We start from the raw sequence: 16,822 nt of genomic DNA, 5'->3' as shown, positions 1-16,822 counted from the left end.
CCCGGCCGGACCCCCAGGACGGCGCGACGAACCCAGGGGCCGCGGCACGGACCGCTCAGGCCACCGGGTCGTCGGCCGGATCGCGGTACGGCGTGGTGAAGGTGTGCATCCCCGACCCGACCTCCACCAGCTCCCTGGACGGCAGGTCGATCTCGGCCGTCGTCCCCGCAGGCACGGAGACGGTGACCGTGAGGTTGCCGTCCGTCCGAGACCAGGCCACCGCCGCCGGGCCGTACGGCGTCTCGTGCTCGGCGGAGGCGTGGGTGAGACCGGCACCGGGCCGCGGCGCGACGCGGATGCGGCGGTAGCCGGGCGCGGCGGGGGCCAGGCCGGCGAGCGTGCCGTGCAGGAAGTCGGCGACCGCGCCCAGCGCGTAGTGGTTGAACGAGGTCATCTCACCGGGGTTGACCGAGCCGTCGGGCAGCATGCTGTCCCAGCGCTCCCAGATCGTGGTCGCGCCCATGGTCACCGGGTAGAGCCACGAGGGGCATTCGCGCTGCGTCAGCAGCCGGTAGGCCGTGTCGTGCTCCCCTGCCGCGGCAAGGGCGGCACAGACCAGCGGCGTGCCGACGAAGCCGGTGCCGATGCGGTAGTCGTCCTGGTCCACCAGCTCGGCCAGCCGCTTGCCCGCCCGCGCCCGCTGCTCCGGCGTCTCCGCCAGGCCGAGGTGCAGGGACAGCGCGTAGGCGGTCTGGGTGTCGCTGACCAGGCGGCCCGACGGCGAGAGGTACTCGCGGCGGAAGGCCGCCCGGACCTCCGCCGCCAGCTCGCCGTACTTCTTCGCGTCCTCGCCCCGGCCCAGCAGCTCGGCGGTGTCGGCCACGACCTGCGCGGTCCACGCGTGGTAGGCGGTGGCGATGAGGTACGGATCCGTCCGGGCCTTGCCGGGCCGGTCCGGCGGCGCGGCGGGGTCGAGCCAGTCGCCGAACTGGAAGCCCTCGTCCCACAGGTGGTCGTCCCCGGCGATGCCGGCGATGTGGTCGACCCAGCCCTTCATGCTGTCGTACTGCGCCTCCAGCACGCCGAGGTCCCCGAAGCGCTCGTAGAGCACCCAGGGCACGATCACCGCCGCGTCTCCCCACGCCGCCGTCGGCATGGCGGGGAACTCGAGGCTGACCCACGGGATGTAGTAGGGCACCATGCCCGACTCGTCCTGTTCCGCGGCCAGGTCGGCAAGCCAGGAGCCGAGCGTGCCCGCGCAGTCGTACAGGAAGGCCGCGGTGGGGGCGAAGACCTGGATGTCGCCGGTCCAGCCGAGGCGCTCGTCGCGCTGGGGGCAGTCGGTCGGCAGGTCGACGAAGTTGCCGCGCATGCTCCACACCACGTTGTCGTGCAGGCGCTGGAGCTGCGGGTCCGAGCAGGTGAACCAGCCGGTACGGCGCATGTCGGTGTGGCAGACGACGGCCTGGACGCTGTCGGGGCCCAGCTCGCCCGGCCAGTCGATCAGCTCGGCGTAGCGGAAGCCGTGCATGGTGAAGCGCGGCTCCCACTCCTCCTCCGCGCCGCCGGCGAGGGTGTACTCGTCCTGGGCGGCCGCGTTGCGCAGCGGGCGGCGCGACAGGGCGCCGTTCTCCAGGACCTCGGCGTGGCGCAGCGTGACGGTGTGGCCCGCCGGTCCCTGGACGCGGATGCGCAGGCGGCCGGAGATGTTCTGGCCGAAGTCGAGGATCGTCTCGCCGGCCGGCCCCTCGATGACCTCGACGGGACGCAGCGTCTCGAAGCGGCGGACCGGCGGCCCGGTGGGGGCGACGAGCAGGCCGGGGTCGTGCTCCACGACGTCGGCGGGCAGCCAGGCGCCGTCGTCGAAGCCGGGCGAGGACCAGCCGGCGGGCAGCAGGCGGGCGTCGTACTTCTCGCCGTCATAAAGGCTGGCCGCGAGGACCGGGCCGCGGGCGCAGCGCCAGGAGCCGTCGGTGGTCACGACGTCGGTCGAGCCGTCGGCGTAGACGACCTCGAGCTGGGCGATGAGCGCGGTGCGCGAGCCGTACGTCTCGACCCTGCCGTCCTTGAAGCCGACGCGGCCGCGGTACCACCCGTCGGCGAGCATCGCGCCGATGGCGTTGTCACCCTCCGCCAGCAGCGCGGTCACGTCGTGCGTGCGGTAGCGCAGGCGGTGGTCGTAGCTCGACCAGCCCGGCGCGAGCACGTCGTCGCCCACGACCTGCCCGTTGATCTCCACCTCGTAGAGGCCGTGGCCGGTCACGTACAGGCGGGCCCGCTCGACCGGCCCGCGGACGGCGAAGCCGCGCCTGAGCATGGTCGCGGGCCCGTCCGGCGCGCCGAGCAGCTCGGCGGGCGGCGCCGCCGCCTCCGCGCGCCACTCCTCCGCCTCCAGCAGGCCCGCCTCGACCCAGGTCCACTCGCTCCACTCGCTCGCCTCGCCGTCCTTACCGCGGACCCGCACGCGTACGGCCCGGCGCTCCCGCGAGCGCAGGTCGTCCCCCGGCCACGGGACCAACACGGAGTCGGAGCGCCCGGTCGAGGAGACGACCTTGCCCTCCGAGTCGCGGATCTCGACGTCGTAGCCGTGCTGTTGCCAGCCGGGACGGTCGTTGCGGACCGTCCAGGACAGCCGTGGCCTGGGTTCTCCGATGCCGAGCGGCTCTCGGTGGTGCTCGAAACGCAGGTCGATGGTCATGCGGCTCCTCTGAGCGGTCAGCCCTTGATCGCGCCGGCGGTCATCCCCGCCACGATCTTGCGGTTGAAGAAGATGAAAGCGAGCAGCGGCGGGATCGTGATGAGCACGATGTCCATGAACAGCAGGTTCCACTGCGTGCTGTATTGGCTCTGGAAGTTGTACAGGGTGAGCTGGACGGTGGCGTTCTCGTCACCGGGCAGGAAGTAGAGCGGGTTGACGAAGTCGTTGAAGACGGCGACCGACGTCGTCAGGATGACGGTGATCGTCACCGGCCGGAGCAGCGGGAAGATCACCTTGAAGAACAGCCTGAACCCGGTGCAGCCGTCGATCATCGCCGCCTCGTCCAGCTCGCGCGGCACCGCCGCCACAAAAGCGCGATAAAGCAGCACTGAGTACGACATGTGGAAGGCGACTTCGACGAAGATGAGCCCCGGCAGCGTCTTGAACAGGCCGAGCGTCTGGAGCACCCAGATGGTCGGCACGATCGCCGGCGGGATGATCAGCCCGGACAGCACCAGGAAGTTGACCACCGACCGCATCCGGCCCGCCCTGCGCTGCAGCACGAACCCGGCCATGGAGCAGAAGACCACCAGCAGCGTGACCGCCACGACGGTGAGGATCGTGCTGTTGAGGAAGGCGCGCAGCAGCACGTAGTCGCGCGCCTCGATCACCTCGACGAAGTTCTGGACGATGGGCCAGCTCGTCGGCCAGCCGAAGTCCAGCTCCGCCGACTGGACCTCGTCCTTGACCGCCGTGAGCACCATGAACGAGAACGGCACGACGAAGATGACGACGGCCAGGAGGACCACGACGAGTTCGGGCCCGGATCTGCGCAGCGCCCTCATGCGGCGACCTCCCTGGCGCTCAGGAAGCGGGTGAGCGGCACGACCAGCGCGGTGACCACGATGAACAGGATCACGTTCCCGGCGGTCGACAGGCCGAAGAACCCCGCCTGATACTGCTTGTAGATGATCGAGGCGATGACGTCGCTGGTGAAGCCGGGTCCGCCGCGGGTCATCGTCCAGATGAGGTCGAAGGACCGCAGCCCGCCGATGAAGGACAAGATGATCACCGAGTTGGTGGCGGGCCAGCTCAGCGGCAGCGTCACGAACCTGAACCGATGCCAGGCGCCGCCGCCGTCGACCGCGACCGCTTGGTAGTAGTCACGCGGGATCGACATCATGCCGGCGATGTAGATGACGGTGGCCAGGCCGACGCCCTTCCAGACGTCCACGAGCGCCACCGACAGCAGCGCGGTGTTCGCGTCGCCGAGCCAGTCGGGGCCCGAGATGCCCACCAGGGCCAGCGCCTTGTTCACCAGCCCGGTGTCGGGCTTGAGCAGCACGCTGAACGTAATGCCGACCGCGACCGTGCTCACCAGCACCGGAAAGAACACCACCGAGCGCAGGAAGCCGCGCAGCTTGATCCGCGAGGTGAGCAGCACGCCGAGCGCCATCCCCAGCACGACCTTCAGCCCGCTGGTGGTCACCGCGTAGATCAGGGTGTTCTGGAAGCCGATCCGCAGGTTCTGCTCGGCGAAGAAGTCGGTGAAGTTCTCCAGCCCCACGAAGGTGCTGTCGAACAGCGTCCACCTGGTCATCGAGAAGTAGAAGGCCATGATCGTCGGAACCAGGAAGACGATCGTGTAGACGATCCCCGCGGGCACGTAGAACAGGTAGGGGTACGGGTTGCCGCCGCGCCCGCCCTTCCCGTTGCGCGCGCGGGCACGCCGCCCGGCCGCCGCGGTGGGCGGCTCGGGCGACGTGGCCGTGCTCGGCCTCGACGAGGTCACCACCCCGCGAGCCCCAGTTGCTTGGCCTGCTTCTCCACGTCCTTGTCGTACTGGGCCGCCCCCTCGGCCGCCGTGGTCAGGCCGGAGCCGACCGCGACGGTGATCTGCTCAAGGGACGGGCCCTTGACCGGGGAGACGAACTCCAGCGCGGGCGCGGACGCCTTGTTGTCGAGGTAGACCTGCAGGTCCTTCGCCACCTGGACCGCGTCGTCCGGCAGCTTGGCCCCCTTGATCCGGTACGGTCCGGCCGGCGGGGTGCCCTTGCCAAGGGCGGCCGCACCCTCCGGGGAGGCGATGAAGGCCAGGAACTTCTTGGCGGCGTCGAGATGCTTGCTCGTCTTGGGGATGTAGGCGGCACTCGGCTCCCAGACCGTGGCGCCGTTCTTGGCGGCGTCGTCACCCGGCAGGCCGAAGAAGCCGACGTCGGTTCCCACCTGGGGGAACTTCTTGATGAAGCCGGGCACCACCCCGGTGAGCAGGGGATAGTGCACGCCCTGGCCCTCGGCCAGCAGCTTGATCCCCGCGTCGAGGTTGGCCGAGCCGAAGCCCTTGTTGAGGTACCCCTTGGCGTGCACCTCTTCCAGGCGCTTGAAGCCGGTCAGCGCGGCCGGGGTGGTGGCGTACTTGGCCTTGTTGGCCGTGTAGTCCTGCGCGAAGGTCGGCGAGGCGGCCTGCACGTTGAAGAAGTCCGCGAGCACGAACAGCTGCGAGGTCCAGGTGTCCTTGAACGTGGAGATCACCGGCGTCAGCCCGGCGGCCTTGATCTTGTCGTTGTTGGCCGTGAACTCGGCCCAGCTCTTGGGCACCTGCAGCCCGAGCTTCTCGTAGACCTTGCGGTTGTAGAGGATGCCGCCACCCGTGGCGGTTCCCGTCGGCACGCCGTAGGCCTTCCCGCCCTGGGTGACCACGGGCAGGTACGACTCCTCGACGTTCTTCATGACCGGGTCGCCGGTGAGGTCGACGAGGGTCTGGCCGGGGTTCAGGGCCTGGAGCAGGGACCCGGAGTTGTACCAGAAGACGTCGCTCATCTCGCCCGTGGACAGCCGGGTCTTGATGATGTTGTCGCCCTCGGTGCCCGCCGGGCGGGTCTCCGACTCGATCTTGATCTTCGGGTTGGCCGCCTCGAAGGCTTGGACGACTGCTTTGGCCCCGTTGACCGTGGCTTCGTTGTTGTCGTAGAGGAAGGAGATCGTGACGCTGCCGTCGGCGGCCGTCGTACTGCCGGACGAGCCGCATGCCGCCAGGGAAAGGAGGGGGAGGGCGGCGGAGAAGGCCACCCCGAGTCTGTGAAGCGTGGTCTTCATAACACCCCTTGGGGCTCGAAGCTTAAATCGTTTCAATGGCCTCGTTAGGGCGTTAACATAGGCTTTACGTTCCAGGGCCGTCAAGGCTCTCCTGCGGTAACGAAACGGAAACGTATCAGCGACTCAAGGCGTGTCATCCGCCCGGATACCCGCGAACTTCCGCTCTGAAGCAAAACGATTCAAACCTTCAGCGCCGGCGACCGTCCCCCTATCCTGGACGTCCGACCCTTAGCGTCTGAGGAGCCTCCATGCACGTCGTCGTCACCGGTGCCCATGGAAAGGTCGGACGTGCGGCCACTCAGGCCCTGCTCGATGCCGGTCACGAGGTGACGGCCGTCGACCTCACCCGCCCGACCTGGGAGCGGGCGGAGCCCGGCGCGCCCCGCTACCAGCAGGCCGACCTGACCGACGCCGGGGCGGCGTACGCGGTGGTCCGCGGCGCCGACGCGGTCGTCCACGCCGCCGCCATCCCCGAGCCCAGCACCAACCCGCCCCACGTGGTCTTCCAGAACAACCTGATGTCCACCTTCAACATGCTGGAGGCGGCGATCAGGTTCGGCGTGACCCGCTTCGTGAACATCTCCAGCGAGACCGTGCCCGGCTTCTTCTTCGCCGAGCGGCCGTTCCTGCCCGACTACGCGCCCGTGGACGAAGAGCACCCGATCCGGCCGCAGGACCCCTACGCCACCGCCAAGCACTTCGGCGAGCAGCTCATGGACGCGGCCGTGCGCCGCTCAGACATCCGATGCGTCTCCATCCGGCCGAGCTGGGTGCAGCACGAGGGCAACTACGAGCGCAATCTGGGCCCGCAGATCCGCGACGGTCAGCCCGGCGCCGGGCTGTGGAGCTACATCGACGTCTACGACCTGGCCGACGCCATCGTGCTGGCCACCGAGTCCGACCTGCCGGGACACGAGGTGTTCTACATCGCCTCGCCCGACAACGTCGGTGGCCACGACTTCGCGACGGCCCTGCGGGAGCACTACGGCGACGCGATCGCGCTGCGGCCGCTCAGCCGTCCGGACGCCTCCGGCATCTCCTGCGCCAAGGCGGTGCGCATGCTCGGCTGGACGCCCAAGCGCTCGTGGCGCGACTACCTGGACGAGGACGGGCGGGCACTCAAGAAGTGACTTTTAGGAAGTGAGCTTGGTGATGCGCACGGCGTCCGCGATGACGTACCCGGCCGTGGAGGTCCAGCGGCTCACCCCGACCACGTTGTAGGTGCCCGCGTCGAGGCTGTACGTGCCGAGGGTCCGCCACTGCCCGCCACCCGAGCGCTGGTCCACGACCACGGTCTGGGTCCCGCCCGAGGCCGCCACGAGATACGGCGTGGCGCTGTTGTAGCCCGCGTTGGCGGCGTACCAGACCTCCACCCGGTAGCTCCCGGCGCTCGGGACGGCCGCCTTGAACCACGCCGGGTCGCTGGCCGCGACGGGGTCGGCGAAGCGGTAGTCGGCGCCGTAGAGCTGCGCCGAGAACGACGAGGTGCCCCAGGAGGAGCTCGCGGCGAACCCGGCGTCGGAGTTGTCGACCACGACGCTGAACGCCGCCGAGCCGGCCACCACCGCGCCCGCGCTCGGCGGGCTCTCCTGGTGCGTCCGGTTCAGGGCGGTCACGTAGTAGGTGTATCCGCCGGTGGCCGTCGCCGTGGCGTCGGTGAAGGTGGTCTTCCTGGTCGTGCCGAGCAGGTTGCGGGCGTCGGCGTACGCGCACGGGTCGGCCGCCGGGTGGGAGCCGTCGACCCGGTAGACCGCGTAGGCCGTGGCGCCGCCGCCCTGCCACGAGAGCGCCACACCGCCCGAGCCTCTGGTCGCCGCCGCGCTCGCGGGCGCCGCCGGTGCGGCGGCGGTGCCGCGGGCGGGCGGCAGGGCGGGCTTGGCGTAGTGGGCGCTGACCAGCGCGGCGATGGCGCCGATCCGGTTCGCCTTGACGTCCTTGGCGCTGAAGTAGACGTCGCCGGCCACCTCGGGGTGCTTCCTGTTGTCGTAGAGGTGATCGCTGAGCTCGGCGGGATCCTGCCAGGCCGCGTCCTGGCCGCCGGCGCCCGCGCGGTAGGCGGCCTGGCCGACGACCAGCTGGACGCCGGTGCCGCGCACCACGCTCGACCACCAGGCGGTCAGCACCGCGTAGTCCGCCGGGGCGTACCCGATGTTCCAGTAGATCTGCGGCGCGAGGTAGTCGACCCAGCCCTGCTTGACCCAGAGCCTGCTGTCGGCGTAGATCGCGTCGTAGGACTGCAGGCCCGAGGTGCTCGACCCGAGCGGGTCGGTGGCGGCGTTGCGCCAGATGCCGAACGGGCTGACGCCGAAGGAGACCCAGGACTTGGCGGCGTGGATGCGCTGGTCCATCTCGCGCATCAGCAGGTTGACGTTCTCGCGCCGCCAGTCGGCGATGGTGGCGAACCCGCCGCCGTACTGGGCGTACGTCGCGGCGTCCGGGATGGTCTCGCCGCTGACCGGATAGGGGTAGAAGTAGTCGTCGAGGTGCACGCCGTCGAGGTCGTAGCGGGTGACGGCGTCCATGATGGCGTCCTCGATGAAGTCGCGGACCGCCGGGATGCCGGGGTTGTAATAGAGCTTGCCGCCGTAGGCGAACCGCCAGGACGGGTGCGTCCGGGCCGGGTGGGTCGCCACCAGCTTGTTCGGGTCGGCGTTGTTGGCGATCCGGTACGGGTTGAACCAGGCGTGAAACTCCAGGTTGCGGGCGTGGGCCTCGGCGACCATGAAGGCCATCGGGTCGTAGCCGGGATCCTTGCCCTGGGTGCCGGTGAGCCACTGTGACCACGGCTCGTACGACGAGGGCCAGAACGCGTCCGCCGTCGGCCTGACCTGCACGAACACGGCGTTCATACGCTTGGACACGGCCAGGTCCAGCCACGCCCTGAACTCCGCCTGCTGGGCCGCCACGCTCAGCCCCGCGCTGCTCGGCCAGTCGATGTTGGCGACCGAGGAGACCCACATGCCCCGTAACTGCCGCTTGGGCGTCGCGGGATCGGTCACGCACGCCGCCGCCGAGACGGCGGGACCGGTGGTGGGCACCACGAGGGCGGTGAGCACGAGGGTGATCGTGGCCAGGAGGGTGCGCAGGGGGTGCGTGGTCACGAAAAGAAGTTTCAGCTTCTCCCGAACGGAGCGCAATAGTCTTCAGCCGATCGGGGGGCCCAACTTTCCGTCCCACATGTCCGAGTACGGGCGGAAAGTTTCTTCTAACTCGTCAGTAATGTCAATTATCGACATCTGTCAGGAACCGGCTTACTGTGCAGCCGTCGACCCATAACGAGGGAGCTCCCATGTCACTCTCCCCCAAGCGATTAACGGCTCTCGTCTCCTCGGTCCTCGCCGCTCTCCTGGTCCTCGCCGGTCAGCCCGCCGTCGCGGCCAAGGACACGCCGCTTTCGGACGCCTTCGCCCGCGCCGCCGCGGCCCAGGACGTCCCCCGCGACCTGCTCGTGGCGCTCGCCTACGCCGAGACCCACCTCGACGCCCACAACGGCGAGCCCAGCGCCAGCGGCGGATACGGCGTGATGCACCTGGTCAGCAACCCCACCACGAAGGCGCTGGAGAAGGCGGCCGGGCTCACCGGGCTGCCGGTCAAGAAGCTGCGCGCCGACACCGCGGCCAACATCCTCGGCGGCGCCGCGCTGCTGCGCGCCAACGCCGACGAGCTCGGCCTCGACGAGGCCGCCAGGAAGGACCCCGGCCGCTGGTACGAGGCCGTGGCCAAGTACGGCAACACCGCCTCGCCCCAGCTCGCCCGCCTCTACGCCGACGCCGTCTACGAGCTGCTCGGCCTCGGCCTCCAGGCCAAGGACGTCCGCGTGGCGCCACAGGAGGTGACGGCCGACCGCGGCCGGTACGCCGAGACGCGCGCGTTCGGCGCCGCCGAGGCGGCCAGCCCCGACTACCCGGACGCCACCTGGGCGGCCGCCAGCTCCAGCAACTACACCGCCTCCAGCCGCGAGTCGAGCTACGCCATCGACCGGGTGATCATCCACGTGACGCAGGGCTCCTACGCCGGGACCATCTCCTGGTTCCAGAACCCCAGCGCCCAGGTCTCGGCCCACTACGTGGTCAAGTCGTCGAACGGCGCGATCACCCAGATGGTCCGGGACAAGGACATCGCCTGGCACGCCGGCAACTGGTCGTACAACACCCGGTCCATCGGCATCGAGCACGAGGGCTACGTCAGCGAGTCCTCGTGGTTCACCGACGCGATGTACCGCTCCTCGGCCGCGCTGACCAAGTACATCTGCGACAAGTACGGCATCCCGAAGGACCGCAGCCACATCATCGGCCACGTCGAGGTGCCCGGCTCCGACCACACCGACCCGGGGCCGTACTGGAACTGGACCACGTACATGAGCTACGTGACCGGTGGCGGCGGCACCCCGACGTGGACCACCACGGTCGACAACACCACCTCCGGCCAGTTCACCGCCAGCGCGAACTGGGGCACCTCCACCTACTCCACCCAGCGCTACGGCGCCGACTACCGGTTCGCCGACCCCGTGGCCGCCAGCGACCCGGCCTGGTATCAGGCGACCATCCCCAGCGCGGGCACCTACCGCGTGGAGGTCTGGTATCCGGACGATCCCGGCTACAACAGCTCCGCGCCGTACATCGTGGCCGCCTCCGGCGGCAACCAGACGGTGTACGTGGACCAACGCTCCGGCGGCGGCAGCTGGAAGAGCCTGGGCACCTTCTCTCTCGCCGCGGGCACCGCCAACGTCGTGGGAGTCAGCCGGTGGACCTCCGGCACCGGCCTCGTCATCGCGGACGCCGTCCGCATCAGCAAGGTCTGAGATCTGGTACGGCCCGTGCCCGATCGCACGGGCCGTACTTGTTCGCCGCGGCCAAATAAACGTCGATAAATATATGCCCATTCGCTAATAAGTGGACCAATGGAAACTTCCCTCTTTGCACGTCCTGGCAAAGGATGTTAGATGGAGGGGTCTTGACCGACCACGCTTCGGGGCGGCGCGGCCGTCGATCGCACTCCGGCAAGGAGGCTCGTGCACATGGCGCTGGTTCTTGACGGCGTCCGCGTACGGCAGCGCGGGGAGACCTGGCTGCACGACATTCACCTCGAATTATCCAGCGGAATGACCACGCTCGTCGGTCCGATGGCGGCGGGGAAGACGACGCTGATGCGGGTCGTCGGGGGGCTTCTTCCGCCCGACGCCGGGCGGGTCGTGGTGAACGGAAAAGACGTAACGGCTATTTCCGTGCGCAAACGCTCGGTCGCCTTCGTCTATCAGCAATTCATCAATTATCCCTCGCTCTCGGTCTACGAGAACATCGCCTCGCCGCTGCGCATGGCGCGCTCCTTTCCCAAGAAAGACATCGATCGGCGGGTGCGCGAGGTCGCCGAAATCATGGGCATCGGCGACCTGCTCGACCGCCGGCCCGCCGAGCTGTCGGGCGGCCAGCAGCAGCGCACCGCGATCGCCCGCGCGCTGGCCCGGCCGGTCGACGTGCTGCTGCTCGACGAGCCGCTGGCCAACCTCGACTTCAAGCTCCGCGAGCAGTTGCGGAGCGATCTGAAGAACATGTTCCTCGACTCGCCGGGTGTGGTCCTCTATTCGACGGCCGACCCGGCCGAGGCGCTGACCTTCGCCTCCCCGACGGTGGTCCTGGGCGAGGGCCGGGTGCTGGACGTGGGCGACGTGGCGGACATGTACGCCCAGCCGCCGACGCTGGCCGTCGCCGCGACGCTCAGCGATCCGCCGCTCAACCTGCTGCCCGGCGTCGTACGCGAGGGCCGGATCGAGTGCCTGGGCAGCTCGTTCCCCTCCCCCGGCGCGCACGCCTCCGGGCGGAACGTCGTGCTCGCGGTACGCCCCCACCAGGTGACGATCCAACGGAGTGGAGCCGGCGTGCTGGAGTTCCCGGCGGAGATCAGGCTCGCGGAGGTGACGGGCAGCTCGACCTTCCTGCACCTGCTGCTCGTTGACGGGCGGCACCTGGTCGCCCAGCTGCCGGGCCCCCAGCTCTTCACCCCCGGCGAGCGGGCCATGGCCTATGTGGACCCGGCGCACATCTTCGTCTTCGACGAGGCCGGCGGGCGCCTGCTCGCCACCTCGGCCGCGGAGGTCGACCTGCATGGCTGACATCCGGCTCGAAGGCGTGGGACACAGCTACGACGGCGGCCGGACCTGGGCGCTGCGGCCGATGACGTGGACCTGGCAGAGCTCCCGGGCGTACGCGCTGCTCGGCCCGAGCGGGTGCGGCAAGACGACCCTGCTGAACATCATCTCGGGGCTGCTCTCCCCGACCGTGGGACGGATCTTCTTCGACGACCGCGAGGTGACGGCGGTGCCGACGGCGGGCCGCAACATCGCGCAGGTCTTCCAGTTCCCGGTGCTGTACGAGGAGATGTCGGTCTACGACAACCTGGCCTTCCCGCTGCGCAACCGGAAGTATCCCAAGGCGGAGATCGACCAGCGGGTCCGCCGGGTCTCGCAGCTCCTCGGCCTGGACGATCACCTCAAGCGCAGGTCGCGGCGGCTGGACCCGGGCCGGCAACAGATCGTCAGCCTGGGCCGCGGGCTGGTCCGCTCCGAGGTGGCCGCCGTACTCCTCGACGAGCCGCTCACCGTCGTGGACCCCGCGCTCAAGTGGACGCTGCGCAGCAAGCTCAAGGAGATCCACCGCGACACCGGCCACACGCTCATCTACGTCACCCACGACCAGACCGAGGCGCTGACCTTCGCCGACGAGGTGGTGGTGCTCAACGAGGGCGCGATCGTGCAGGCGGGCGAGCCGACGGAGCTGTTCCTGTCGCCCGCCCACGAGTTCGTCGGTCACTTCATCGGCTCGCCCGGCATGAACGTCGTGCCCGCCGAGATCGCCGGCGGGGTGGTCAGGGTGGCGGAGACGGACGTCGGGCAGGCGGTCAGCGACCAGGAGGACGAGCTGGAGCCGGGGCCGGTGCGTATCGGGGTGCGGCCGGAGTTCGCCCGGCTCGGCGGCGAAGGAGCCTCGCCCGGACTGCCCGTACGGGTGACGGGGGTGGACCGGATGGGCGCCTACAACCTCGTGCACGTGCGGGCCGGCGGCCACCCGATGATCGCCAAGACGGAGGCGGACACCCGGTTCGCCCCGGACACCGAGGAGTTCCTGCACTTCGCACCGGATCGCGCGTTCCTGTTCAGGGACTCGGTCAGGTGCGGGTCCATCTCACCGCTAGACGGGCTCGATGGAAAGGGCGCATCGTGACCGAGCAGAGCGTCACCGTCGCGGGCAGCCCGGTGGGCGGCGAGATCGTCACCGGCGCCGCCCCGCAGGACGGCACGCCCGACAGCCGGGTGAGCGTCAAGCCGAAGAACAACCGCGCCTGGCTCCTCGTGCTGCCGGTCGTCGTGTCGGTGGCCTTCACCGCCGTGATCCCGCTGATGACCGTCGTCAACTTCTCCGTCCAGGACATCTTCAGCCCCGACGACCGGATCTTCGTGGGGCTGGAGTGGTTCAGGTCCGTCGCCCGCGACCCCGAGATCCGCGCGGCGTTCGTCCGGACCCTGCTGTTCTCCGCCCAGGTGCTGCTGCTGGAGATCCCGCTCGGGGTGGCGCTCGCGGTGGCGATGCCGCGCCGCGGGGTCTGGGTGTCGGTGGCCCTGGTCATCGTCGCGCTGCCCCTGCTCATCCCGTGGAACGTGGTGGGCACCATCTGGCAGATCTTCGCCCGCGCCGACATCGGGCTGGGCGGCTGGACGATCAACAACGTCCTGGGCATCGACTTCAACTACACGCTGGACTCCACCGACGCCTGGATCACGGTCCTCATCATGGACATCTGGCACTGGACGCCGCTGGTGGCGCTGCTGGCCTACGCCGGGCTGCGGTCGATCCCCGACCCCTACTTCCAGGCCGCGCAGATCGACGGCGCCTCGGCCTGGTCGACCTTCCGCCACATCCAGCTGCCGCGCCTGCGCGGGGTGCTGACGATCGCGATCCTGCTCCGGTTCATGGACAGCTTCATGATCTACACCGAGCCGTTCGTGGTGACGGGTGGTGGGCCGGGCAACGCCACCTCGTTCCTGAGCATCCTGCTGTCGAAGGTCGCCGTCGGGCAGTTCGACCTAGGGCCGGCGGGCGCCTTCTCGCTGCTGTACTTCCTCGTCGTACAGATCGTCTCGTACGTCTTCTTCACCGTGCTGACCAGGTCAGGGAGGTGACCGCGATGGCAGAGGAGCAGGTCGCCGTGGCGCGGCGGGCCGGGCGGCAGCTGCCGTGGGCGCGGGCGGTGTTCTGGTTGTACGCCGCCACCCTGATGCTGCCGCTGCTGTGGATGTTCGGCATGTCCATCCGCCCGAACGAGGACATCCTCGGCAGCTTCTCGCTCATTCCGCAGCGGACCACGCTCGACAATTACCGGACCTTCTTCACCGACCCGGTCTGGTATTCGAGCTACCTGAACTCCATCATCTACACGTCACTGAACGCGGTGATGTCGCTCATCGTGGCGCTGCCGGCCGCCTATGCCTTCTCCCGGTTCAGGTTCGCCGGGGACAAGCACCTGTTCTTCTGGTTGCTGACGAATCGCATGGCGCCGCCGGCCGTGTTCCTGCTGCCCTTTTTCCAGATTTATCAGAGCGTGGGGTTGTTCGATACCCACCTGGGCGTGGCCATCGCGCACATGCTGTTCAACGTCCCGCTCGCCGTCTGGATCCTCGAAGGATTCATGTCGGGGATACCGCGCGAGATAGACGAGACGGCGGCGATCGACGGCTATTCCCTGCCGCGGTTCTTCCTGCGGATCTTCCTGCCGATGATCCGCTCCGCGGTGGGCGTCACCGCCTTCTTCTGCTTCATGTTCAGCTGGGTCGAACTGCTCATCGCCAGGACCATCACCTCGGTCGACGCCAAGCCGATCGCCGCCACGATGACGCGGACGGTGAGCGCGGCCGGCGTGGACTGGGGCCTCCTGGCCACGGCGGGCGTGCTGACCATCATCCCCGGAGCCATCGTCATCTGGTTCGTCAGGAACTACGTGGCTAAGGGCTTCGCACTTGGAAGGGTCTGACGATGCAGTGGATGGTGTGGACCCTCCCGACGGCCCTGGTCTTCGTCGGCCTGGCGCTGCTGCTGTGCGGCATGGCGATCTGGGGCCACTTCTCGCCCCCGGTGGCCCGGCGCGGCTTCTTGCGCATCGAGACCGACCGTGGCGACCGCTTGTACATCGGCCTGATCAGCGCGGCCGTCGTACTCGCCGGCTGGATCGCCGTCACCGACCTGTCCATGTGGCTGGCTCTGGCGTGCGCGCTCCTGGTGACGATCGTGATCGGGATTTGGGGCTGACAGAAGGAGGCATTGAGGCGATGAAACGTCCTTTGGGCAAGACCACGGCGGTCGGCCTGGCCGCGCTCGTCCTGATAGCGGCCGGCTGCTCGTCCGGAGAGCAGAAACCCAAGAGCAACTTCACCGAGGCCCAGGGGAAGGCGGCGGCACAGAAGTGGGTGGCCGGCGAGTTCACGCCGAGCACCCTGTCCAAGGACCAGCAGCTCGCGGAGATGGACTGGTTCACCAAGGCCGCCGCGCCGTACCGCGGCATGGAGATCAACGTCGTCTCCGAGACGATCACCACCCACGAGTACGAGTCGCAGAAACTCGCCAAGGCGTTCACCGACATCACCGGGATCAAGGTCAAGCACGACCTGATCCAGGAAGGTGACGTGATCGAGAAGCTGCAGACGCAGATCCAGGGCAACCAGAACATCTACGACGCCTACGTCAACGACTCCGACCTCATCGGCACCCACTTCCGCGGCAACTACGTCTTCCCGCTGTCCGACTACATGGCGGGCGAGGGCAAGGCGGTCACCTCGCCCACCCTCGACCTGAACGACTTCATCGGCACCAGCTTCACCACCGGGCCGGACAAGAAGCTGTACCAGCTCCCCGACCAGCAGTTCGCCAACCTCTACTGGTTCCGCTACGACTGGTTCACCAATCCCACGTACAAGAAGCAATTCAAGGACGCCTACGGCTACGACCTGGGCGTGCCCGTCAACTGGGCGGCCTACGAGGACATCGCCGACTTCTTCACCAACAAGGTCAACGGCAACGGGACCATCGACGGCAAGAAGGTCTACGGCCACATGGACTACGGCCGCAAGGACCCCTCGCTCGGCTGGCGCTTCACCGACGCGTGGCTGTCCATGGCCGGCAACGGCGACCCGGGCATCCCGAACGGCCTGCCGGTGGACGAGTGGGGCATCAGGGTGGAGAACTGCCGCCCGGTCGGCTCCTCGATGACCCGCGGCGGCGACACCAACGGGCCCGCCTCGGTGTACGCGCTGACCAAGTACGTCGACTGGCTGAAGAAGTACGCGCCGAAGGAGGCGGCCGGCATGAACTTCAGCGAGGCCGGGCCGGTGCCGGCGCAGGGCAACATCGCCCAGCAGGTCTTCTGGTACACCACGTTCACCGCCGACATGACCAAGCCGGGTCTTCCGGTGGTCAACGCCGACGGAACGCCGAAGTGGCGCGTCGCGCCCAGCCCGCACGGCGTCTACTGGAAGGAAGGCAACAAGCTGGGCTACCAGGACGCCGGCTCCTGGACCCTGCTGAAGAACACGCCCAAGGAGCGCAGGGCGGCGGCCTGGCTGTACGCCCAGTTCGTCACGTCGAAGACGGTCTCGCTGAAGAAGTCGATCACCGGCCTGACCTTCATCCGCGACTCCGACATCAAGAGCGACTACTTCGCCAAGAACGCCGCCAAGTACGGCGGCCTGGTCGAGTTCTACAACTCGCCCGCCCGCAAGCAGTGGACGCCGACCGGCACCAACGTGCCCGACTACCCGAAGCTCGCCCAGCTCTGGTGGCAGAACGTCGCCACCGCCGTCACCGGTGAGACCACCGCTCAGCAGTCGATGGACAACCTGGCCAAGCAGCAGGACGACATCCTGTCCCGGCTGGAGCGCCGCGGCGGCAACTGCGCGCCCAAGCTGAACCCGGAGCAGGCCGCCCAGTACTGGCTGGACCAGCCCGGTGCCCCGGTGCCGAAGCTGGCCGACGAGCGCGGCAAGCCGGCGACGCTGGACTACGACAAGCTCATCGCCCAGTGGAAGACCGGAGGCTGATCAGTCGC

Annotated in this window: 13 protein-coding genes; 8 read left to right on the top strand and 5 right to left on the bottom strand. The window is 68.8% G+C overall.

Features of this window, described 5'->3' with window-relative positions; translation table 11 throughout:
- Positions 1–55: 55 nt before the first annotated feature.
- The 4 genes from LDL49_RS06785 to LDL49_RS06770 are packed head-to-tail and all read right to left on the bottom strand — an operon-like array spanning position 56 to position 5,734.
- Positions 56–2,638 carry a family 78 glycoside hydrolase catalytic domain gene (locus tag LDL49_RS06785; RefSeq protein ID WP_225290059.1) on the bottom strand — a complete coding sequence of 861 codons (2,583 nt, stop codon included), beginning with the start codon at positions 2,636–2,638 and terminating at the stop codon, positions 56–58.
- A 17-nt stretch (positions 2,639–2,655) separates the two neighbouring features.
- A complete protein-coding gene (locus LDL49_RS06780) occupies positions 2,656–3,483 on the bottom strand; it encodes a carbohydrate ABC transporter permease (RefSeq protein WP_225290058.1) in 828 nt (275 codons plus the stop codon).
- The gene (locus LDL49_RS58250; RefSeq protein WP_225290057.1) at positions 3,480–4,430 is read right to left on the bottom strand and encodes a carbohydrate ABC transporter permease; all 951 of its coding nucleotides are present in this window, start codon (positions 4,428–4,430) and stop codon (positions 3,480–3,482) included. Before LDL49_RS58250 ends, LDL49_RS06780 begins: the two co-directional genes overlap by 4 nt.
- The gene (locus tag LDL49_RS06770) at positions 4,427–5,734 is read right to left on the bottom strand and encodes an ABC transporter substrate-binding protein (protein ID WP_225290056.1); all 1,308 of its coding nucleotides are present in this window, start codon (positions 5,732–5,734) and stop codon (positions 4,427–4,429) included. The genes LDL49_RS58250 and LDL49_RS06770 overlap by 4 nt, the downstream gene beginning before the upstream one ends.
- 248 nt (positions 5,735–5,982) lie before the next feature.
- Here LDL49_RS06770 and LDL49_RS06765 point away from each other — a divergent pair, with 248 nt between their 5' ends.
- Positions 5,983–6,864 carry an NAD-dependent epimerase/dehydratase family protein gene (locus tag LDL49_RS06765; protein ID WP_225290055.1) on the top strand — a complete coding sequence of 294 codons (882 nt, stop codon included), beginning with the start codon at positions 5,983–5,985 and terminating at the stop codon, positions 6,862–6,864.
- Positions 6,865–6,867: 3 nt separating this feature from the next.
- Here LDL49_RS06765 and LDL49_RS06760 read toward each other — a convergent pair whose 3' ends face one another.
- Entirely contained in the window at positions 6,868–8,835 is a 1,968-nt protein-coding gene (locus LDL49_RS06760; protein WP_225290054.1) for a family 10 glycosylhydrolase, read from the bottom strand.
- A 188-nt stretch (positions 8,836–9,023) separates the two neighbouring features.
- Between LDL49_RS06760 and LDL49_RS06755 the strand changes: the two genes are divergently transcribed.
- From LDL49_RS06755 to LDL49_RS06725, 7 genes are all read left to right on the top strand, one after another.
- The gene (locus LDL49_RS06755) at positions 9,024–10,535 is read left to right on the top strand and encodes a golvesin C-terminal-like domain-containing protein (RefSeq protein WP_225290053.1); all 1,512 of its coding nucleotides are present in this window, start codon (positions 9,024–9,026) and stop codon (positions 10,533–10,535) included.
- A 216-nt stretch (positions 10,536–10,751) separates the two neighbouring features.
- A complete protein-coding gene (locus LDL49_RS06750; RefSeq protein ID WP_225290052.1) occupies positions 10,752–11,843 on the top strand; it encodes an ABC transporter ATP-binding protein in 1,092 nt (363 codons plus the stop codon).
- Positions 11,836–12,951, top strand: a complete 1,116-nt coding sequence (locus tag LDL49_RS06745; RefSeq protein WP_225290051.1) for an ABC transporter ATP-binding protein — start codon at positions 11,836–11,838, stop codon at positions 12,949–12,951. Before LDL49_RS06750 ends, LDL49_RS06745 begins: the two co-directional genes overlap by 8 nt.
- Positions 12,948–13,907 carry a carbohydrate ABC transporter permease gene (locus LDL49_RS06740; protein WP_225290050.1) on the top strand — a complete coding sequence of 320 codons (960 nt, stop codon included), beginning with the start codon at positions 12,948–12,950 and terminating at the stop codon, positions 13,905–13,907. The genes LDL49_RS06745 and LDL49_RS06740 overlap by 4 nt, the downstream gene beginning before the upstream one ends.
- A gap of 5 nt (positions 13,908–13,912) precedes the next feature.
- Positions 13,913–14,755: a carbohydrate ABC transporter permease gene (locus LDL49_RS06735; RefSeq protein WP_225290049.1), complete on the top strand. Its 843-nt coding sequence runs from the start codon at positions 13,913–13,915 to the stop codon at positions 14,753–14,755.
- Positions 14,756–14,766: 11 nt separating this feature from the next.
- Positions 14,767–15,030: a DUF2160 family membrane protein gene (locus tag LDL49_RS06730; protein ID WP_263654703.1), complete on the top strand. Its 264-nt coding sequence runs from the start codon at positions 14,767–14,769 to the stop codon at positions 15,028–15,030.
- Positions 15,031–15,050: 20 nt separating this feature from the next.
- A complete protein-coding gene (locus LDL49_RS06725; protein WP_225290047.1) occupies positions 15,051–16,814 on the top strand; it encodes an ABC transporter substrate-binding protein in 1,764 nt (587 codons plus the stop codon).
- The last annotated feature ends 8 nt before the right edge of the window (positions 16,815–16,822 follow it).

It is taken from the genome of Nonomuraea aurantiaca (assembly GCF_020215705.1).
In the GTDB taxonomy this organism is placed as follows: Bacteria; Actinomycetota; Actinomycetes; order Streptosporangiales; family Streptosporangiaceae; genus Nonomuraea; species Nonomuraea aurantiaca.
Note: the sequence above shows the minus strand (reverse complement) of the source record. Positions and strands in the feature narration are given on the sequence as shown.

What these genes read in the sequence shown, in the direction of transcription:
- LDL49_RS06755 (WP_225290053.1), top strand. Translation starts at nt 9,024, where the DNA reads ATGTCACTCTCCCCCAAGCGATTAACGGCTCTCGTCTCCTCGGTCCTC.
- LDL49_RS06770 (WP_225290056.1), bottom strand. Translation starts at nt 5,734, where the DNA reads ATGAAGACCACGCTTCACAGACTCGGGGTGGCCTTCTCCGCCGCCCTC.
- LDL49_RS06725 (WP_225290047.1), top strand. Translation starts at nt 15,051, where the DNA reads ATGAAACGTCCTTTGGGCAAGACCACGGCGGTCGGCCTGGCCGCGCTC.
- LDL49_RS06765 (WP_225290055.1), top strand. Translation starts at nt 5,983, where the DNA reads ATGCACGTCGTCGTCACCGGTGCCCATGGAAAGGTCGGACGTGCGGCC.
- LDL49_RS06745 (WP_225290051.1), top strand. Translation starts at nt 11,836, where the DNA reads ATGGCTGACATCCGGCTCGAAGGCGTGGGACACAGCTACGACGGCGGC.
- LDL49_RS06730 (WP_263654703.1), top strand. Translation starts at nt 14,767, where the DNA reads ATGGTGTGGACCCTCCCGACGGCCCTGGTCTTCGTCGGCCTGGCGCTG.
- LDL49_RS06750 (WP_225290052.1), top strand. Translation starts at nt 10,752, where the DNA reads ATGGCGCTGGTTCTTGACGGCGTCCGCGTACGGCAGCGCGGGGAGACC.
- LDL49_RS06735 (WP_225290049.1), top strand. Translation starts at nt 13,913, where the DNA reads ATGGCAGAGGAGCAGGTCGCCGTGGCGCGGCGGGCCGGGCGGCAGCTG.
- LDL49_RS06785 (WP_225290059.1), bottom strand. Translation starts at nt 2,638, where the DNA reads ATGACCATCGACCTGCGTTTCGAGCACCACCGAGAGCCGCTCGGCATC.
- LDL49_RS06780 (WP_225290058.1), bottom strand. Translation starts at nt 3,483, where the DNA reads ATGAGGGCGCTGCGCAGATCCGGGCCCGAACTCGTCGTGGTCCTCCTG.